The following is an 18,015-nucleotide window of genomic DNA, read 5'->3' on the forward strand; positions in this document are numbered from 1 at the left end:
GCTTTACCCACCCTCTAAATTCCGGCATTGCACACCCTGTGGCCATGCGCCCGGCGATCCCGGGCAGAGAGGGTAATCAGTGCCCAGTAGAAAGCGCCTGTTAGCAGCATTCCCCGCGGCCGCCCTTCTCGGCGCCGCCTTAACCGGCCCCGCCGCCCCCGCCTCCGCCGCCAGGTACGAGCCGGGCGCGTCCGACTTCTACATCAACTACGCGCCGCCCAGCGTCGAGGAGACGCCCGACGAGCCCCTTCTGCCCAATCAGAAGGCCCGCTCGCTCAACCCGGCGCAGAAGGTCGACCGGAAGTTCGTCAGCGGCAACCCGGCCGCCGCCCGTGTGCTGGCGGCCCGCGAGAACGAGGCCATCAAGACCGGCCGCAACCCCGCCGACTTCATCTTCAAGAAGTCCAAGCAGACCCGCGTCGCCAAGCTGCTGACCGTCCTGGTCGAGTTCAACGACAAGGCCAACGACGACTTCTCCGGCTACAACCGCCTGCGCACGGTCAACAGCGCACCCGACGACTGCGTCGTCGAGCCGGCGGGCACGGTCAAGAACGGCCCGCTGCACAACAACATCCCCAACCCCGCGACGCTGCCGCACAAGGACAACAACAGCTTCTGGGTCAAGGACTTCAGCACCTCGCACTTCAACACGATGCTCTACACCGACAAGGGCATCACCGAGCGCGTACGTCCCGACCTGAAGGACCCGCGCGACGGCCGCGCCGGCATCGACATCTCCGGCTTCACGATGAAGAAGATGTACGAGGAGATGTCGAAGGGCGCCTACTCGGTCACCGGCTCCGCGGTCGGCTGGATCAAGGCGCCGCACTCCGAGGCCTGGTACGGCGCGGCGGCCTGCGGCGGCGCGCCCCAGGACATGACCGGCCACCCGGACAACCCGACCGGCGCGGGCCAGCTCGCCATCGACACGGTGGACGCGCTCGCCAAGAGCCAGCCGAACTTCCCGTGGGCCGACTACGACGTCGAGGACGTCTCCGACGCCGACGGCGACGGCAACTTCAGCGAGCCCGACGGCGTCATCGACCACCTGGTCCTGGTGCACGGCGGCAAGGACAAGTCGTCCGGCGGCGGCGCCGAGGGCACGTACGCGATCTGGGCGCACTCCAGCGCCGTGGCCGGCGGTTACAAGATCCCCGGCAGCGACAAGAAGATCTCCAACTACATCGTGCAGCCGGAGGACTCCGGCGTCGGCGTCTTCGCCCACGAGTACGGCCACGACCTCGGCCTGCCCGACCTGTACGACACCTCGGGCGCGGCCAGCTCCGCCGTCGACTTCTGGGACCTGATGTCGAGCGGCTCGCACTCCGGGCCGATCTTCCAGTCGATGCCGACCCACATGGGTCTGTGGGACAAGTGGGTGCTCGGCTGGGCGAACCCTAAGGTGTTCGAACCCGGCGACGCCGCCAAGCTGGTCACGGTCGGCCAGTCGTCGCGGACGCCCAAGCTCACCCAGGACGGCGTCCGGGTGAACCTGGCCTCCGAGCCGCTGAAGATGGTCGACCCGCACAGCGGCGCCAACGCCTGGTGGACCGGGCTGGACCAGGAATGGGCCAACGTCCACCTGGCCCGTGACGTGGCCGTGCCCGCCGGGACCGACCTGCGGTTCTGGATGTGGAACAACTACGAGATCGAGCAGGACTGGGACTTCGGCTTCGTCGAGGTCTCGACCGACGGCGGCGAGACCTGGACCCAGCAGAAGGTCTACGACGAGGCCGGCAACGAGGTCACGACCCCCGACGGCTACCCGGACCCGAACAAGAACCTCAAGACGTTCGGCGACAAGAAGTACGGGCTCACCGGCAACACCGACGGCTGGCGGCACGACTACGTCAACCTGACCGCGTTCGCCGGTAAGACGATCAAGCTGCGGCTCACGTACAACACCGACGCGGCCTTCACCCCGCGCGGCTGGCACGCCGACGACTTCCAGCTCACCAACGGCGGAGCCGCCGTGTGGAGCGACGACGTCGAGGGCGGCGACAACGGCTGGAAGGCCACCGGCGGCACGTTCACCAACACGAGCGGCCAGGGCTGGACGATCAACAACGGCTCGCGCGAGGTGTCCCGGTTCTACCTGGCCGAGTGGCGCAACTTCGACGGCTTCGACAAGGGCCTGCAGTACGCCTACGACACCAACTACTCCCGTGACGGGGCGTGGAAGGTGGAGAAGGTCAAGTACAACGCCCCCGGCCTGCTGGTGTGGTACCGCGACTCGACGTTCACCAACAACTCGGTCGCGAACAACCTCAGCCTCCCGCCGAGCATCGGCTCGAAGGGCAGCCTGCTGATCGTGGACTCGCACTTCGATCCGCTGCGCCGCACCGGCACCGCCGCGCAGAAGGACCCGTCGAGGCACAAGAACCTCGACGGCCGCACCCAGTCGTCCAACGCGGCATTCTCCTTCGGCAAGACCTATCCGCTCAAGGAGTGCCTGGAGGCGGCGGACGAGCCGTTCAGCGAGTACTGCACGGACGTCCCGGCGCTCAAGGGCGTGCCGAACTTCACTGACGCCAAGACCTGGTACCCGGGCCTTGAGGTGCAGAACGGCAGCCTGTTCTACCGGGACTTCGACGCGTCGACGGTGGTGCCGTCCAAGGGCGACCAGCCCTACAGCACCCGCGTCGTGAACCTCGACGGCACCCCCGCCACCGAGCTGTACGGCACGGACCTGGGTGGCGGCAACGTGGCCGGCTCCGGAAATCCGGGTGACGAGGGCAAGGCGCTCGGCGTCCAGTTCAAGCTGGTCTCCCCGCTGCCCGGCAACCTGGGCGCCATCGTCCAGGTGATCCCGCCGAAGAAGTGAACCAAAGGGGCCGCCGGTCCACCCGGCGGCCCCTTTTGGCCGACCACAAGCAGGGTCCCCTGCACCTAACATTGGTGACCATGAGCGAACTGCGTACCAAGGCCGCGCACACGGAGGCGATCCGCCAGGACCGCCGGGTGGCGGTGGTGGTCAACACTCGCTCACGCCGGGGCCGCCGGCACTACTTCGAGGTGATCGACCAGATCCACGCCCTCGGCTTCGAGCCGATGGCCGAGCTGTCGGTCTCCAATCCCAAGCGGCTGCGCAGCCTGCTCGACCAGGCCCTCGAAACCCGGCCCGATCTGTTGATCGTCGGCGGCGGCGACGGCACCTTGTCGTCGGCCGTCCGCCATGTGGCCCACCGTGACGTGGCGCTCGGCGTGCTGCCGCTCGGCACCACCAACAACTTCGCCCGCAGCCTCGGCCTGCCGCTCGACCTGGCCGGGGCGATCGGGGTGTTCGCCACCGGCAAGGTGGCCGACATCGACCTCGGCATGGCCGGTGACCGGCCGTTCGCCAACCTGGCCAGCTTCGGCGTGTCCGTCGAGGTGGCGGGCACGGTCAAGCCGTGGCTCAAGCGCATCCTCGGCCGTCCGGCCTACCCGCTGACCGCCCTTCGCGTCTTGCCCGGCCACCGGCCGTTCCGCGCCTACATCACGGTCGACGGCAAGCGCCACGAGCTGTTCACCCACCAGCTCAACATCGCCAACGGCCGCTTCCACGGCGGCTGGCAACTGGCCAAGGACGTCAGCATCGACAACGGCATGCTGGTCGCCTACCAGCTCGGCTCGGGCAAGAAGCTGCGACTGCTCGGCGAGACGCTGGTCCGCGCAACCACCGGCCGCTGGCGCAGCCTGGCGGGCGGGCCGTTCGTGATGGGCCGGGAGATGCTCCTGGAGACCGACCCGCCGATGCCGGCCGACGTCGACGGAGAGGTGCGTCTGCTCACCCCGATCCGGCTCCGCGTGGTGCCGAACGGCGTACGCGTCATGGTCCCCGACGACTTCGACGACCGCTGACCCCAGCCAGCCGCACACCGCTTCGTCACCATCACTTGGAGCGCCCCCCGCTCCCGCTCCCCAGAAGGACCCGAGCGAGCGGCGCCTCCGCCCCTCAGAAGGACCTGAGCGACCACCGCTCCCGCTCCACAGAAGGACCCCAGCCGAAGTACGGCGGGGAGTGCGGATCGCACGCCCCCGGCGGCATCGCGACAGTTCACTCGCCGAGGCGGCGGTACGCGGCGGCCAGCGGGTCCGCCAGGTCGCGCGGCGGCGGGAAGACCCGCGGCAGAAGGTCGGACGCCACCGCGGCGGAACGGCGTTCGGGCCGATGAGCGGTGGCACCCGGGGCGTAGAAGTCAGCCAGCCGGTCGGCGAACGGCACATCCCGCACCAGAACCGGCTCCGGCTCAGGCGCGGCCAAGGACCCGAGCAGCCGGTCGCGACTGCGCCCACGCCAGGCCAGCACCAGGAACGGATCGTCGTCGAACGACTCCGCCAGCAGGTACAGCACCGCCGACAGGTGCTTGCACGGCAGCCCCCAGTCCGGGCACGAGCACGCCATGTCCAGGTCACGGGGAAACAGGTCGATGCCCAGCGCGGCGAACAGCTCCTCGATCTCCGTCGGCATCTCCCCGGCCAGCAGCTTGGCCCGGTAGACGGCCTGCGCCGCGATCGCCTCCTCGATGGCGGTCCAGCGCTCCTCGTCGTACGCCTCGATCTCGATCGTGATCTCGTACGGCTTCCGCCGCGAGCCCTGCACGGCCGCCCGCACCACGCCGGAGGCGAGGTCGATCGACAGGACCTGGCCCGCGCGGGCGTAGGCGCGGCCCCGGGAGAGGCGGCCCTTGTCGCAGACGCGCTCCAGGATGTCGATGAAGCGGCGCGACCACCAGGTGGAGCCGATCGAGCCGCGCTGCGTGCGCGCCCGCAGGCCGCCTTCGACCCTGATCGGCTTACCGGCCTCGAACCACGCCACTCAGCTCACCGCCTCGGCGGTCAGGCGGAAGACCTCGCGCAACTCGCCGGTGGACAGGTCGGTCAGCCAGTCCTCGCCGGTGCCGACCACCCGCTCGGCCAGTGACTTCTTGCGTTCGATCATCTCGTCCACGCGTTCCTCCAGCGTGCCCGCGCAGATGAGCTTGCGCACCTGTACGTTCTTGCGCTGGCCGATGCGGAAGGCGCGGTCGGTCGCCTGGTCCTCGACGGCGGGGTTCCACCAGCGGTCCACGTGGATCACGTGGTTGGCCGCCGTCAGGTTGAGTCCGACGCCCGCGGCCTTCAGCGACAGCAGGAACAGCATCGGCTCGTCATCATGCTGGAAGCGGTCGACCAGCCGGTCGCGCGTCTTCTTGGGCAGCCCGCCGTGCAGCCAGAGGACCGGCCGGTCGAGCCGCTGGGCGAGATAGGGCTGGAGCATCGTCCCGAACTCGGCGTACTGGGTGAACACCAGCGCCTTCTCCCCCTCGGCCACGATCTCCTCCGCGAGCTGCTCCAGCCGGGCCAGCTTGCCCGACCTGCCCGACAGGAGCGAGCCGTCCTTGAGCAGGTGGGCGGGATGGTTGCAGACCTGCTTGAGCTTGGCCATGGCCGCCAGCACCAGGCCGCGGCGCTCGATGCCCTCGCTGTCGTCGATCTTGCCCAGCATGTCGTCGACGACGGCCTGGTAGAGGCTGGCCTGCTCGGGCGTGAGCAGGCACCACTCCTTGACCTCCATCTTCTCCGGCAGATCGGAGATGATGGACTTGTCGGTCTTGACGCGCCGCAGTACGAACGGGCCGGTCGCCCGTTTGAGCGCATGCATGGCCTGCTCGTCCTGGCGGGCCTCGATCGGTTCCTGGAACCGGGTCCTGAACCGCGATCGCGACCCGAGCAGCCCCGGATTGGCGAACTCCATGATCGACCAGAGTTCGGCGAGATGGTTCTCGACCGGTGTGCCGGTCAGGGCCAGCCTCGTGCCCGTGGGGATCGCCCGGACGGCTTGGGACTGCAGGGTGCCGCTGTTCTTGATCGCCTGGGCCTCGTCGCAGACGACCCGCCGCCACTCGACCCCGCGCAGCGTCTCCAGGTCCCGCTGGGCCGTGCCGTACGTGGTGATCACCAGGTCGGCGCCGCCGATCTCCTGGGCGTCGCGGCCACTGCCATGGTGCACGTAGACCCGCAGCCCCGGCGCGAACCTGGCCGCCTCCCGCTGCCAGTTGCCCACCAGCGACATCGGGCACACCAGCAGCGTCGGCGTCTCGGACCGCTCATGGACCAGCAGCGCCAGCGTGGTGACCGTCTTGCCCAGCCCCATGTCGTCGGCCAGCACCCCGCCCAGCCCCAGCTCCGACAGGAAGCTCAGCCAGGCCAGCCCGCGCTCCTGGTACGGCCGGAGCGTCGCGTCCAGGCCGGCAGGTGTGGCCATCGGCTGGAGCCGCCGTTCGGCCTGCCCGGACAGCAGGTCGCCGAGCACGCCGTCGGCATCGATCTCCAGCAGCGGCAGCTCGTCGTCGCCCTGGACCACGTGACGCAGCAGCTCGGCCGCGGGCAACTCGCCGCTGCGTTCGCCCCCGACGGCCTTCAGCGCGGCCTTCAGCTGGCGGTCGTCGAGCTCCACCCACTGACCCCGGACACGCACCAGCGGCACCTTCAGCCGGGCCAGCTCGGCCAGCTCCTCCTCGCTGATCGTCTCCCCGCCGACCGCCAGGTCTATCCGGAAATCCACCAGCTCGCGCAGCCCGAACCCCTGAGCGGTGGCCGCGCTCTGGGTCTTGGTGCGGGTGGTCAGCTTCAGCCCCAGCCTGGTCCGGCCGGCCCAGCGCGGCAATTGCACCCCGAACCCGGCGGCCTGCAACAGCGGCGCCGCCTGCCGCAGGAACCCGAACGCGCCCGCCGTGTCGAGCTCCAGCCCGGTCGGCTCGGCGACCCGAAGCGCCTGGTCGAGCTCGGGGTAGAGGCGTACGGCCCGGCCCAGCCCGGCCAGCAGCTCGCGCTCCGGCCTCCTGGGCAGACCGGTCACCGGCTCGCCGCTCCACACCCGGTCGGCGGTCACGTAGAGGCTGGGGTCGTCGGCGGCCTGCAACGCGATCTCAACCCGCCAGCCCCGGACGCGGCCATCGCTCTCCGTGCGGCTGGGGTGGTCCGTGCGGCCGTCGCTCTCCGCGGGGCTGCGGCTCTCTGTGCGACTGGGGCTGTCCGTGCGACCGTCGTTCTCCGTGCGGCTGCCGCTGTCCGTGCCACCGTCGCTCTTCGCGCGGCCGGGGCGGTCAGCGCCGTTTAGGCCGCCATCGCGGCCGATGCGGTCAGTACCGTCCGTGTCGTCAGCGTGACCCGTGCCCACGGCAAGGTCGGTGCTAGCAAGAGCGGAGCCAGCAAGGCCCGTCCCGGCGTGGGCGGTGTCAGCAAGGGCGGTGCTGTCTGGGTGGCCGAGGTCATCGATGGGTTCGAGCAGCCGGAAGCACACCCGGGCGGCCCCGTCCGCGGCGGCCACGGAAGCCCGCCACTCCTCCAGCTCGCGGCGCAGCTCCGGGCTGTCAGGGCAGGTGTCGTCGTCACCGGTCAGCGCCGCCAGCCACCGCTCCTGGCCCGTGCGGGGGTTGGTGACGAGCGGCTCCCCGAGCGCCGCCCTGACGAGCGCGTCGGTGAACGCGTCGAGCGCCGCCCCGAGAACCTCCACCGATGAGCGCTCGATCTCGGCGGTACGGCAGGCGGGCGGCATGGCGAGAGCGAGGTCCCGGAAGTACGCGGCATCAGCCCCGCTCAGCACCGCCCGCCACACCGCGCGCCCACCGGCCACAGCCTGTGCGGAGTGCTCGCCCCGGGGGATGAGCTGGGGGATCACGCGGCCCCGCCGTACCAGATCGCGGGCGAACTCGGCGACCACGGCCCAGTGCCGGACGGTGGCAGCCCCGGAATGTTCGGCGATCACCCGCAGCGCGTCACCGGTGGCAGGGACGACGGCGGGCACCTGCCACAGATGCAGCCGCGGCCGGGCAACCCCGGACAGACGCCCCGCCTCAGGCGAGGCCAGCGGCTCCTTGACGGAACCGGGCAACATCAGCCGCAGCTCACGCACGATGCCCCCGGAGAAGGACGCGAGGCCGCCGGGCGCGGGTGCGGAGGTGGGTGCGAGGTCGCCGGGCGAGGCCGCGGAGGTGGGCGTGAGGTCGAGCAGGTCGATGAGCGCGGCGACGGTAGCCGCGAACGGATGCGGGCGTACGACTCCAGCGCCCGTCCCTGCAGCTGGACGGATGATCGGGCCTTCAGCACCCGTCCCGGCGTCCGGACGGGCGATCGGGAGTCCGGCGGGCTGTGGGCGGGCGGCGGCTCCAGTGGTCGCCTCGGCGGCTGTGTGTGTCGCCGAGGTTGCGGGAGAGTGCAGGAGGGCGGCGGCTCCGGCGGTTGTCCCGGTGGTCGTGTGGCTGGTCGGGGTGGTTGGGTGCGGGGTGTCGTCGGTGGCCTCTGCCCAGAAGGCGAGTGCGTCTTCTGCCCAGACCCCGTGTACGACCAGCATCTCGGCAGGGTACCTCGCCTAGCGGAAGATCAGGTTGGTGTCGAGCGTGACCCCGAACGGCTCCGGCAGCGGCAGCGGCAGCCCGGCATCGGCGACGATCGAGGTGCGGTATTCGCCCTCGGCGAGCCCGTAGAGCAACCTGACCGACGGAGGCGTGGAGAAGTCGTCGAGGACCAACATCATCGGGACGCCCGCCCGGGCGTACTCGGCCGGCTTGACGTCCAGATCGTCGTCCCGGCTGTCGGAGGACACCACTTCGACGACCATCAGCGTGCCGTATCCGTACGCCTGGTTGTCGTCGAACTCGGGGCTGTCCGGTGGTGCGATCAGCAGGTCAGGGATCCGCTTGTCGCCGCGATCGGGCGGGATGTGAACCGCCCAGGTCTGGTAGAAGTCCCAGCCGTTCTTCCGCTTGATGTCAAAGAGCTGGTCCGACAGACGGTCGACCAAGACGCAATGCCGCATCTTGGCCCGGGGACCTACATAGATTCGTCCACCGACGATCTCCGGCCTCAGCCCCTGACGGACGAGCTTCTCCCACACCTGTTCGCGATGGAGCTCGTCTTCCGTGGGTCCCGATGCCCCCCATCCCGGCCCCCACGTGGGTGCGGCGGCCGCCGGGTGCTCCGGACCCAGGGCGGCGCCGTGCCCGGGCGTGATGCCGGTGGCCATGGCGGTCATCCTTTCGCTCGTGTCATCGAATGTGCCCAGACCCGGCAGCCCGGCGGGGGGTGCCTCGCCTAGAGGAAGATCGGACCGGTGTCGAGGGCGATCCCGAACGGCTCCGGCAGCTTCAGCTGCTCGCCCTCATCCACCTTGGTCATGCTGCGATATTCGCCGTCGCGCGGGTCCGACAGCAGGGTGACCGAGCGAGGCTCGGAGAATTCGTCGACGATCAGCATGATGGGGACGCCCGCTCGGGCGTATTCGGCGGGCTTGACCTTCAGATCGTCGTCCCGGTTGTCGCTGGAGGTGATCTCGACGACCAGGATGGTGCCGTCGCCGTAGGCCTGGTTGTCGTCGAACTCGGGGCTGTCCGGTGGTGCGATCAGCAGGTCAGGGATCCGTTTGTCGCCTCGATGGGGCGGGATGTGAACGGCCCAGTTCTGATAGAACTCCCAGCCCTTGTCGATGGTGAACTCGAAGAGCTGCAGCTGAACGCGATGGACCAGCTGCGCGTGGCGCCTCTTCGTCCAAGGGCTCACAATGATCCTTCCACTGATGATCTCGGCTCTCCAGCCGTCTTCGATGAGGGATTGCCAGAGCCGTTCGCGCTTGAGCTCGGTCTGGGTCGGTCCGGACTGTCCCCAGCCTGGACCCCACGGAGATGAAGGTCGGGTGTCGCATTTCGGCTCAGGCGCGGGTGCGCGCCTACGTGACTTTCTGCGCGTCGTGCTGGTGGCCACAGCGGTCATCCTTTCGCTCGCGTCATCGAAAATACTACACTGCGTGACCGTTCATTGACTGTATGAAAGGGGCTCATGATGGGGTTCTCAGCAGGCGAGAAAAGGTGGCGGGAGCGGCTGGGCAGCCTGCGTGACGTGGTCAGGCAGGAGCTGGTGAGCCGTCAGCTGGCGGCCCATCTCCCGCCCGCCCCGGCCAGAGTGCTGGACGTGGGCTGCGGGCAGGGCACCCAGGCGCTCAGGGCCGCCGCCCAGGGGCATCGCGTGACCGCGCTCGACGCCTCCGGTGATCTGCTCGGGCTGCTGTCACTCCTTGTGCGCAACGGCGACGCGCTGGCCATGCGGGCCGGGCAGATGGGGGACTGGGCGGCGGCCCGGGCGGCGTTCGACGGGAACCGGTACACCAACCGCCTGGGCGTCGTGGCGCGGGCGGACGGGCTCGCCGACCTGACGCGGCGCCTGGCCGTACAGGAGTTGGGAGTTCTGGAGTGGTACGGCGTGCGGGTGTTCACGGACCTCGCGGCCGACGACGCGCCCCTTCCCGATGACCTGGACCTGCTGCTGGAGTGCGAGGAGCGGGCCGGGGCGAGCGAGCCCTATCGGCGGGTCGCTCCGTTGGTCCACGTCATCGCGCAGGCCGGTCCTGCGAAGTAGAGTAAAAGGTATGAATCCTCCCGGATCATGGTGCGAGCGGCCCAAGCCGCAGGCTCCTTCGTGTGAGCTGCCCTCCCCGTGGAGCAAGCCGAAGAAGCCCGACAACTGGTGCGAGGTTCCCAAGTCCCCGGTCCTGTCGGTCGTCGACTTCCTGCTGCGGGCCGCCAAGCGGTGATAGAAAGCCAGTTCGCTGGGTAGTCGCCTCCTCGGCAGAGGAGGCGACGTGAACGACACCCACAAGCTGGTCAACGATCTCTCCGAGCAGGTTTCCCAGCTCGTGAGGGATGAGTTGCGGCTGGCCCGGCTGGAGCTCACGCGGAAGGGCAAGCGGGCGGGATTCGGCGCGGGCCTGTTCGGGGCGGCGGGAATGGCCGCGTTCTTCGGTGGTGCCGCCCTGGTGGCCACCGTCATTCTGCTTCTCGCTCTGGTGATGCCCGCGTGGGCGGCTGCCGCGCTCGTGGCCGGAGTCCTGTTCATCGTTGCCGCGGTTCTGGGTCTCCTCGGCAAGAAACAGGTGAAACAGGCGACGCCACCGGTGCCGGAGGAGGCGATCGCCAGTGTCAAGGCCGATATCGACATGGTCAAGGAAAGGGTTCGGCGATGAGCGAGACGGACCCTGAACACAGAGATCAGGGATATATCGAGCAGCACGCGGGGGACGTGGGCGCTCGCCGGACAACGGTCGGCATGCCGACGGACCACGAGTCCGTCAACGTGCCCCCCACCAGGCCGGGCGCGGCGGAGAACGCGCTGAAGGCGGAGGCCGCCCGCCGGGAACACGGAACATTCATCCCCGAACCCCCCATGGTCGACGACCGGACCGAGGCGACGGAGGCCCGGGAAGGCGAGGCGGAGTCGCCGGGGGAGGGGTCGGGCGACGATGACGACGAGGAAGAGGACGACGACGTGCGAAAAAACATCAAGGACACCCGCGAGGAACTCGGCAACACCGTGTCGGCTCTGGCCGACAAGACGGACGTGAAGGGACGGGCGAACGACGTGGCCGAGGCGGCGAAGGGCAAGGCCGCCGAAGTCGCCGAGGTCGCCAAGGACAGGGCGGTTGAAGTGGCCGAGCTGGCGAAGGACAAGGCCGCCGTCGTGGCGGATGTCGCGAAGGACAAGGCCGCCGTGGTGGCGGACGTCGCGAAGGACAAGGCCACCGAAGTGGCCGAAAAGGTACGAGACGTCACGCCCGACCAGGTCAAGGACGCCGCCGACAAGGTCGCCACCGAGGCCAGGAAGCGCCCCGTGCTGGCCATCGCCGCCGCGGCCGGCATCGTGGCCCTGCTGCTGCGCCGGATCATGAGGCGCAACAGGGCCAAGTGAGCCCCAGAGCCCGATAGCCTGCCTCAGTGATTCGTCGAACGGCCGCCACCGCACTGCTCGCCCTGCTCGTGATGGGGATCGGCACGAGTTGCGGCGCGGGGTCGGCCGTCAACGACTACGGCCAGATCTTCAAAGGCGCCAAGGGTTCGACCGTCAACGTGGAGATCGGCACGGGCCGGCGGTTCTCGCTGGCCGTCGTCGACAACCCGTCCACCGGCGACCAGTGGCGCCTCCTGGCGGTGCCCGACGCCAAGGTGGCCTCGTTCATCAGCAAGGAGCACGTGAGCGACGGCGGCGGGCCGGGATCGGGCGGCACCAGCTACTTCGTGTTCAACAGCAAGCACCCGGGCACCACCGAGATCAGACTGCAGAACTGCTGGCGCTGTCCGAGCGCCACACCGAGCCCCACGCCGGTCGACGCCCAGAGCAAGGAGCAATCGGGCGAGGCGATATTCTCGGTGATCGTCAAGTAGGGCAACCGCTTGGGGAGAGCTGTGGATTTCATGCGAGTACGCGCCTCCACCGATGGCGCGGAGACGATCTCGTGGTGGACCGGCGACGTCTACGGCTGGCAGCAGGACGACGGTCCCCACCATCTGTTCGGCTTCGAGGGCGTCAACGTGGCCAGGGCGGTCGAGACCGACGGCGGCTGGCAGATGCTGACCAGGGAGGCGGCGGCCTACCTCGACCCCAGGTCACGCGAGATCCTCACCACCTGGGACAACCCGTTCACCGGCGCGTCCGTCGAGGTCCAGCACGTCTTCAACGACCCGGTCAACCAGCGGTTCGGCGCCTACCCCGTGCCCACCACCAGGCTCGGTGACCAGGTCGTCTTCAACGCTGACATCCGGCTGGCCTACCCGTCGCCGCTCAAGGTCGCCGACTATCCCGACAACTCGGCCAGTGACACCTACCGTGCGCTGGAACTGTTCCAGTTCTTCGCCCCGGCCAAGGATCTCGACTCCGATCTGCCGAGCGTGCCGTGCGTGTTCTCGTGGTGCCGGGTCTCGCCGTGGCTGCCGTGGATGGCCATGGGACAGCGCCAGGGCGGCCTGGTGTACCACTGCCGGGGCCACAAGACCACAGAGGTGCCCGACCGGCTCCGCGCGCACGTCGGCGAGCACTTCCTGCACGCGCCCACGGAGTGGTCGGTGCCCAACGTGACCAGCTGGACCGCTTTCGCGGCGAAGGCCGCCCGGTAGAGCGGGGAAGGCGGCCCGATAGGTAGGGTCGGTCGGTGAGCAACGACCTGTTCTGCGAGATCGTCGCGGGCGAGCGGCCCGCCCACATCGTCCACTCCGACGAGGTCGTGGTCGCCTTCCTCGACACCCGCCCGGTCTTCAAGGGCCACGTGCTGGTCGTACCGAGGCTCCATGTAGAGACGTTCGGCGACCTCGGCGAGGTCGGCCCGTTCTTCGAGCGGGTCCAGCTCGTGACCCGCGCGGTCGAGGAGGGGCTGGAGGCGGCGGGCACGTTCGTCGCGATGAACAACCGGATCAGCCAGAGCGTGGCGCACCTGCACGTCCATGTGGTGCCGCGCAACCCGAAGGACGGGTTGCGCGGTTTCTTCTGGCCACGCACCAAGTACGCCTCGGAGGAGGAGGCCGGTTCCTACGCCGAGCTGATCGCTAAAGCGCTTCCTGCGGGATGATCTGCTCGGCCTTCGGCGGCCGGGTGACGAGCGGCAGCACGATGGCCACCAGCGCCATGATCCCGATCACGGTGAACGCCGTCGTGTAGTTGTCGCCCGAGATCAGCGCGGCCGCGAGCAGCGGCCCGACGATCCCGCCGACGCTCCACGCCACGATCATCAGCCCGTAGATGGCCCCCGCGTTGCGCAGGCCGAAGAAGTCGCCCGCGGTGGCGGGCATGGTGCCGAACCCGCCGCCGTAGCAGAGGTAGACCACCGCCGACAGGATCGCGAACACCGCCACCTGCGAGGCGTGGCCGAGCAGCAGGAAGCAGACGCCCTGCAGGCCGAGCATCCCGGCGAAGGCGAACATCCGCCCGGTCCGTTCCGAGAACCAGCCCCAGAAGATCCGCCCGGCGCCGTTGAACAGCCCCATGACGCCGGTCAGCGTGGCCGCGGCGGCCGCGGTGTAGCCGGCGATGGACGTGGCGGCCGAGCTGATCACCGAGATGAGCGCGATGCCCGCCGTCACGTTCAGGCAGAGGACGGTGGCCAGCAGGTACCACTGCGGCGTACGCAGCGCCTCGCCCTGCGTGTACTCGCGCCCGCTGGCGGCGATCCGCCCGGTCGCGGCGACCTGGTAGCCGGCCGGCGGGTTGCGGAAGAAGAACGAGCCGATCAGCGTCATCACCAGGTACGCCACGCCCAGCGTGAGGAACGCCCTGGTCGGCACCGCCGCGTTGGCCTCGACCAGCCGTTGCGCGACGGGCGAGGTCACCACGGCGCCGAAGCCGAAGCCGCCCACCGCGATCCCGGTGATCAGGCCGCGCTTGTCCGGGAACCACTTCTGCAGCATGGCGATCGGCACGATGTAGCCGAGTCCGAGGCCGAAGCCCGCGATGACGCCGTAGCCGAGGATGAGCAGCCACAGTTGTGCGTGACCTGCGGCGAAGCCGGCCAGCAGGATGCCGATCGAGTAGAGCACGCCGCCGGCCATGGCGACCGGCCGCGGGCCGCGTACGTCCTGGATCCGGCCGCCGATGTAGGTGCCGAGGAAGATCATGCCGATCGTCACCGAGAACGGCAGCGCGGCCTCGGCCTTGGTGAGGTCGAAGTCGCTCACCTTGGCCTGGAGCGCCTTGGAGAACACGCTCCAGGAGTAGACGGCGCCGAGCGCGAGCTGGAAGAGCACCGCGGCGCCCGCGAGTAACCAGCGATTCATTCGATCGTCACCACCGCGTTGTAGTCGGGGATGCCCGCCTGCGGCGAGCGTTTGTGCCGGTCGATGAGCACCTCGCCCTCCGGCCAGTGGACCTGCAGGTTGCCCGGTGCCACGGGGGCGTGTACGACCCGCCCGGTCAGCTCGCCGGTCTCGCTCCGCAGCCGTACCGGGTCGCCGTCCTTCAGGCCGAGCCGGTCGGCGTCGAGCGGGTTCATCAGTACGGCCTCGCGGGTGGCGCCGGTGAGGGCGTCGCGTTTCTCGTACACCATGGAGTTGAACTGCTTGCCCCTGCGGGTGGTGACCACGAACGAGCCGTCGGGGCGGTTCAGCGGCGGCACCTCGACCACCGAGAAGTGCGCCCGGCCGTCGGCGGTGGGGAACTTCCAGCCCGCGCAGAGCAGCGGGCCGCCGTACTGGAGGTTGTCACCCTTGGCCTTGAGGTCCTCGATGCCGGCGTAGGCGGGGACGGAGCGGGCGATGTCCTCGCGGATCTGTGGCGTGCCGGTATAGCGCACCTGTCCTGAAATTTCGGGACGTGTGCGGGCGGCCAGTTCGGTGGTGATCTTCCACTCCGGCCACGCCTCCGGGACGCGCGGGCCGGGGATCTCGGGGGAGAAGATGATCCGCCGCTCCGTGGAGGTGGCCGTGACCCCGCCGATCATCTCGTACCGGGTCTGGGCGGGCAGCAGGAGCACCGCGGCACCGGGCTCGACCAGCATCTGGCTCGACAGGCAGATGTCGATGTGCACCCGCAGCGGGATCCGGGCCAGCGCCCGGCGGCAGGCGGCCGGGTCGGGCAGGACCTCCAGGAAGTTGCCGCCGCTGGAGATCAGCACGTCCAGGTCGGCCGCCAGCATCTCGGGCGCGGTACGACCGGGCGACGAGGGCACCTCGAAGCCCCACAGTGCCGCGAACGTGGCGGCGTTCTCCGGGGTGACGGCCAAGCCGCCCGGCAGTGCCGTGCTGTAGGCGCCCATCTCGGCGCCGCCCTGCACGCCGCTGTGACCGCGAATCGGCATCAGCCCGGACTTCTCGCGGCCCACGAAGCCCTTGCTGAGTCCTAAATTGATGATCGACCGGACGTTGTCCTCGCCGAACTCGTGCTGGGTGATGCCCATCGACCACACCAGCACGGCGGTCTTCGCCTCGGAGAGCATCCTGGCCAGCTCGCGCATGTCGTCTTCCGACGCCCCGGAGATCGCGCTGAGCTCCTCGAACGAGCGCTTGCTGAGGGACTCGGCCAGCTCCGGGTAGCCCGCGGTGTGCGAGTCGACGAATTCGTGGTCCACCCAGTTGTTCTCGATCATCATCTTGAGCACGCCGCTCAGGAACGCGATGTCGCCGCCCACGTTCACCAGGAAGAACCGGTCGGTGATCCGGGTGCCGAAGACGGCGCTCTCGATGTTCGACGGCACCCAGTACTTGTCCATGCCGGGCTCGCGGTAGGTGTTGACCACCGCGACCTTCGTGCCCTCCTTCTTGGCGTGGTAGAGGTACTTCATCGCGACCGGCTGGTTGTTGGCCACGTTCGAGCCGATGAAGACGATCAGGTCGCTGCCGATCCAGTCCGTGTAGGAGCAGGTGGTGGCCGCCACGCCGAGTGACCCCTTCAGCGCCACTGTCGACGGTGAGTGGCAGATCCTGGCCGCGTTGTCGATCGAGTTGCCGCCCAGCGCGCGTACGGCCTTCTGCGCGGCGAAGTAGTTCTCGTTGGGTTCGCCGCGGCTGGTCATGTAGAGGCCGAACCTGTCCGGGCCGGCCTGCCGGAGCCGGTCGGCGGCCAGGTCCAGCGCCTCGTCCCAGCCGATCCGCCGGAACCCGGCGTCGCCGCTCTCCCGCAGCATCGGGTACGGCAGCCGGCCCAGGTCGCGTAACTCGGCGCTGCTCATGGCCGACAGCTTCGACACGTCGGACAGCAGCCCGCCGTCCAGCGGCGGCATCGTGTTGAGCCGCAGCAGCCGCAGGCGGATGTTGCACAGATGGACCTCGTCCATCGTCCAGTCGCGCATGCCGGTGGTGCCGAGCGCGCAGCCGTCACAGGCGCCGTCACGCAGGATCCGCCAGGCATACCGCCGTTGGCCGCGGTTCTCGCGGACGGCGTTCCAGATCTCGAGGTAGTTGTTGGGCTTCTGCTCGCCGAGCCCGAACGGTTTCAGGCCGGCCCAGTTCTTCGGATCGAGGCCCATGACAGAACTCCTTGCTGTTTGTCGGAACGTAGATCCGGACTGGGAAAGCGTCAAGGTGGCCAGTAAGCTCCGGCGGCGTGGAGTACCTGGTCGGATTCGCCGTCGTGACCGTGCTCGTCGGCGTGCCCTCGATCGTGCTCTGGCGGGTCCTGCGCGGCCGGCGCGAGCTGGGCACCAGCCCGGCGGAGCGGGCCACGTTCGAGACCCTGCACACCGCGTCCCTGGCGGGCCCGCCGCTGCGCGCCGGGCTGACCGAGGAGGGCGCGCTGAAGGCGTCGCGGCACCTGCGTGCGCTGCTCGGCTCGTCGGCGTTGGCCATCACCGACGGCGAGCGGCTGCTCGTCTACGACGGCGCGGGCGAGCACCACGCGCGGCAGGCGTTCGAGCACGCGGGAGCGACGCTGAAGGACGGCCGCATCCAGGTGCTCGCCATCGAGTGCGAGCTGCTCGAATGCCCGATCAGGCACGCCGTGGTCGTGCCGCTCAGCACCGACGACCGGGTCATCGGCGCGTTGGCGGCCTACGGCCCGCACGCCTCGGCGGGGCTGGTCAAGGCCGCCCAGGAGGTGGCCGGCTGGGTGGACTCGCAACTGGAGCTGGCCGAGCTGGACCGCTCCCGCACGCTTCTGATGGAGGCCGAGGTACGGGCGCTGCGGGCGCAGATCTCGCCGCACTTCATCTACAACTCGCTGACCACGATCGCGTCGTTCGTCCGCACCGACCCGGAACGCGCCCGCGAGCTGCTGCTGGAGTTCGCCGACTTCACCCGCTACTCCTTCCGCCGGCACGGCGAGTTCACCACGCTGGCCGAGGAGCTGCGCTCGATCGACCGCTACCTGATCCTGGAGCGCGCCCGCTTCGGCGACCAGCTCCAGGTGACGCTCCGCATCGCCCCCGAGGTGCTGCCCGTGGCGGTGCCGTTCCTCTGCCTGCAGCCGCTGGTGGAGAACGCCGTCCGCCACGGCCTGGAGAGCAAGAACGGCGTCGGCCGCATCACGATCGTCGCCGAGGACGCCGGAGCCGAGTGCCGCATCGGCGTCGAGGACGACGGCCTCGGCATGGAGCCCGACAGGCTGCGCCGCATCCTCGCAGGTGAGGTGGCTCCTGCTGGTGGGGTGGGGCTGGCCAACGTGGACGAGCGGCTCCGCCAGGTGTACGGAGACGAGTACGGGCTGGTCGTCGAGACGGGCCCCGGCGCGGGCACGAAGGTCAACATCAGGTTGCCGAAATATCACCCCGGCGTCTCAGCCCGTTGACCTCGATCTTTGTTGTCTGTT

16 protein-coding genes are annotated in these 18,015 nt (G+C 69.4%); 10 read left to right on the forward strand and 6 right to left on the reverse strand.

Features of this window, described 5'->3' with window-relative positions; genetic code table 11:
* Nucleotides 1-79 precede the first annotated feature (79 nt).
* The gene (locus KME78_RS15370; protein ID WP_219529568.1) at nucleotides 80-2,824 is read left to right on the forward strand and encodes an immune inhibitor A domain-containing protein; all 2,745 of its coding nucleotides are present in this window, start codon (nucleotides 80-82) and stop codon (nucleotides 2,822-2,824) included.
* An 80-nt stretch (nucleotides 2,825-2,904) separates the two neighbouring features.
* Nucleotides 2,905-3,843, forward strand: coding sequence for a diacylglycerol/lipid kinase family protein (locus KME78_RS15375; protein ID WP_219529569.1), 939 nt, complete (start codon nucleotides 2,905-2,907; stop codon nucleotides 3,841-3,843).
* A 196-nt stretch (nucleotides 3,844-4,039) separates the two neighbouring features.
* Here the strand turns inward: KME78_RS15375 and KME78_RS15380 are convergent, their stop codons facing one another.
* From KME78_RS15380 to KME78_RS15395, 4 genes are all read right to left on the reverse strand, one after another.
* Complete coding sequence (locus KME78_RS15380; protein ID WP_219529570.1) at nucleotides 4,040-4,801, reverse strand: SWIM zinc finger family protein; 762 nt, start codon at nucleotides 4,799-4,801, stop codon at nucleotides 4,040-4,042.
* Nucleotides 4,802-8,317 (reverse strand): DEAD/DEAH box helicase, encoded by a 3,516-nt coding sequence (locus tag KME78_RS64295; protein ID WP_246651142.1) that lies wholly within the window; start codon nucleotides 8,315-8,317, stop codon nucleotides 4,802-4,804.
* An 18-nt stretch (nucleotides 8,318-8,335) separates the two neighbouring features.
* Entirely contained in the window at nucleotides 8,336-8,989 is a 654-nt protein-coding gene (locus tag KME78_RS15390; RefSeq protein ID WP_219529571.1) for a Uma2 family endonuclease, read from the reverse strand.
* 68 nt (nucleotides 8,990-9,057) lie between these two features.
* Entirely contained in the window at nucleotides 9,058-9,732 is a 675-nt protein-coding gene (locus tag KME78_RS15395) for a Uma2 family endonuclease (RefSeq protein WP_246651143.1), read from the reverse strand.
* A gap of 66 nt (nucleotides 9,733-9,798) precedes the next feature.
* Here KME78_RS15395 and KME78_RS15400 point away from each other — a divergent pair, with 66 nt between their 5' ends.
* The 7 genes from KME78_RS15400 to KME78_RS15430 are packed head-to-tail and all read left to right on the forward strand — an operon-like array spanning nucleotide 9,799 to nucleotide 13,351.
* The gene (locus KME78_RS15400; RefSeq protein WP_219529573.1) at nucleotides 9,799-10,374 is read left to right on the forward strand and encodes a class I SAM-dependent methyltransferase; all 576 of its coding nucleotides are present in this window, start codon (nucleotides 9,799-9,801) and stop codon (nucleotides 10,372-10,374) included.
* Nucleotides 10,375-10,384: 10 nt separating this feature from the next.
* A complete protein-coding gene (locus tag KME78_RS15405) occupies nucleotides 10,385-10,549 on the forward strand; it encodes a hypothetical protein (RefSeq protein WP_219529574.1) in 165 nt (54 codons plus the stop codon).
* Between the two features lie 48 nt (nucleotides 10,550-10,597).
* Nucleotides 10,598-10,978 carry a phage holin family protein gene (locus tag KME78_RS15410; protein WP_219529575.1) on the forward strand — a complete coding sequence of 127 codons (381 nt, stop codon included), beginning with the start codon at nucleotides 10,598-10,600 and terminating at the stop codon, nucleotides 10,976-10,978.
* Nucleotides 10,975-11,700: a DUF3618 domain-containing protein gene (locus tag KME78_RS15415; RefSeq protein WP_219529576.1), complete on the forward strand. Its 726-nt coding sequence runs from the start codon at nucleotides 10,975-10,977 to the stop codon at nucleotides 11,698-11,700. The genes KME78_RS15410 and KME78_RS15415 overlap by 4 nt, the downstream gene beginning before the upstream one ends.
* A 26-nt stretch (nucleotides 11,701-11,726) precedes the next feature.
* Nucleotides 11,727-12,173, forward strand: a complete 447-nt coding sequence (locus KME78_RS15420) for a protease inhibitor I42 family protein (protein ID WP_308126966.1) — start codon at nucleotides 11,727-11,729, stop codon at nucleotides 12,171-12,173.
* Nucleotides 12,174-12,203: 30 nt separating this feature from the next.
* On the forward strand, nucleotides 12,204-12,902 hold the full coding sequence (locus tag KME78_RS15425; protein WP_246651182.1) for a DUF1838 family protein: 699 nt from the start codon (nucleotides 12,204-12,206) through the stop codon (nucleotides 12,900-12,902).
* Nucleotides 12,903-12,937: 35 nt separating this feature from the next.
* Nucleotides 12,938-13,351, forward strand: coding sequence for an HIT family protein (locus KME78_RS15430; RefSeq protein ID WP_219529578.1), 414 nt, complete (start codon nucleotides 12,938-12,940; stop codon nucleotides 13,349-13,351).
* Here KME78_RS15430 and KME78_RS15435 read toward each other — a convergent pair.
* Both KME78_RS15435 and KME78_RS15440 read right to left on the reverse strand, forming a co-directional pair.
* The gene (locus tag KME78_RS15435; protein ID WP_219529579.1) at nucleotides 13,329-14,552 is read right to left on the reverse strand and encodes an L-lactate MFS transporter; all 1,224 of its coding nucleotides are present in this window, start codon (nucleotides 14,550-14,552) and stop codon (nucleotides 13,329-13,331) included. The two genes, KME78_RS15430 and KME78_RS15435, sit on opposite strands and share 23 nt — an antisense overlap.
* A complete protein-coding gene (locus KME78_RS15440) occupies nucleotides 14,549-16,738 on the reverse strand; it encodes an FdhF/YdeP family oxidoreductase (protein ID WP_219529580.1) in 2,190 nt (729 codons plus the stop codon). The genes KME78_RS15435 and KME78_RS15440 overlap by 4 nt, the downstream gene beginning before the upstream one ends.
* 77 nt (nucleotides 16,739-16,815) lie before the next feature.
* Here KME78_RS15440 and KME78_RS15445 point away from each other — a divergent pair, with 77 nt between their 5' ends.
* Nucleotides 16,816-17,994, forward strand: a complete 1,179-nt coding sequence (locus KME78_RS15445; RefSeq protein WP_219529581.1) for a sensor histidine kinase — start codon at nucleotides 16,816-16,818, stop codon at nucleotides 17,992-17,994.
* The last annotated feature ends 21 nt before the right edge of the window (nucleotides 17,995-18,015 follow it).

It is taken from the genome of Nonomuraea guangzhouensis (genome assembly GCF_019396345.1).
Lineage (GTDB): Bacteria > Actinomycetota > Actinomycetes > Streptosporangiales > Streptosporangiaceae > Nonomuraea > Nonomuraea guangzhouensis.

Coding starts and splice junctions, on each gene's coding strand:
- KME78_RS15375 (WP_219529569.1), top strand. CDS start 2,905: ATGAGCGAACTGCGTACCAAGGCCGCGCACACGGAGGCGATCCGCCAG.
- KME78_RS64295 (WP_246651142.1), bottom strand. CDS start 8,317: ATGCTGGTCGTACACGGGGTCTGGGCAGAAGACGCACTCGCCTTCTGG.
- KME78_RS15390 (WP_219529571.1), bottom strand. CDS start 8,989: ATGGCCACCGGCATCACGCCCGGGCACGGCGCCGCCCTGGGTCCGGAG.
- KME78_RS15395 (WP_246651143.1), bottom strand. CDS start 9,732: ATGACCGCTGTGGCCACCAGCACGACGCGCAGAAAGTCACGTAGGCGC.
- KME78_RS15400 (WP_219529573.1), top strand. CDS start 9,799: ATGATGGGGTTCTCAGCAGGCGAGAAAAGGTGGCGGGAGCGGCTGGGC.
- KME78_RS15405 (WP_219529574.1), top strand. CDS start 10,385: ATGAATCCTCCCGGATCATGGTGCGAGCGGCCCAAGCCGCAGGCTCCT.
- KME78_RS15415 (WP_219529576.1), top strand. CDS start 10,975: ATGAGCGAGACGGACCCTGAACACAGAGATCAGGGATATATCGAGCAG.
- KME78_RS15425 (WP_246651182.1), top strand. CDS start 12,204: ATGCGAGTACGCGCCTCCACCGATGGCGCGGAGACGATCTCGTGGTGG.
- KME78_RS15435 (WP_219529579.1), bottom strand. CDS start 14,552: ATGAATCGCTGGTTACTCGCGGGCGCCGCGGTGCTCTTCCAGCTCGCG.
- KME78_RS15440 (WP_219529580.1), bottom strand. CDS start 16,738: ATGGGCCTCGATCCGAAGAACTGGGCCGGCCTGAAACCGTTCGGGCTC.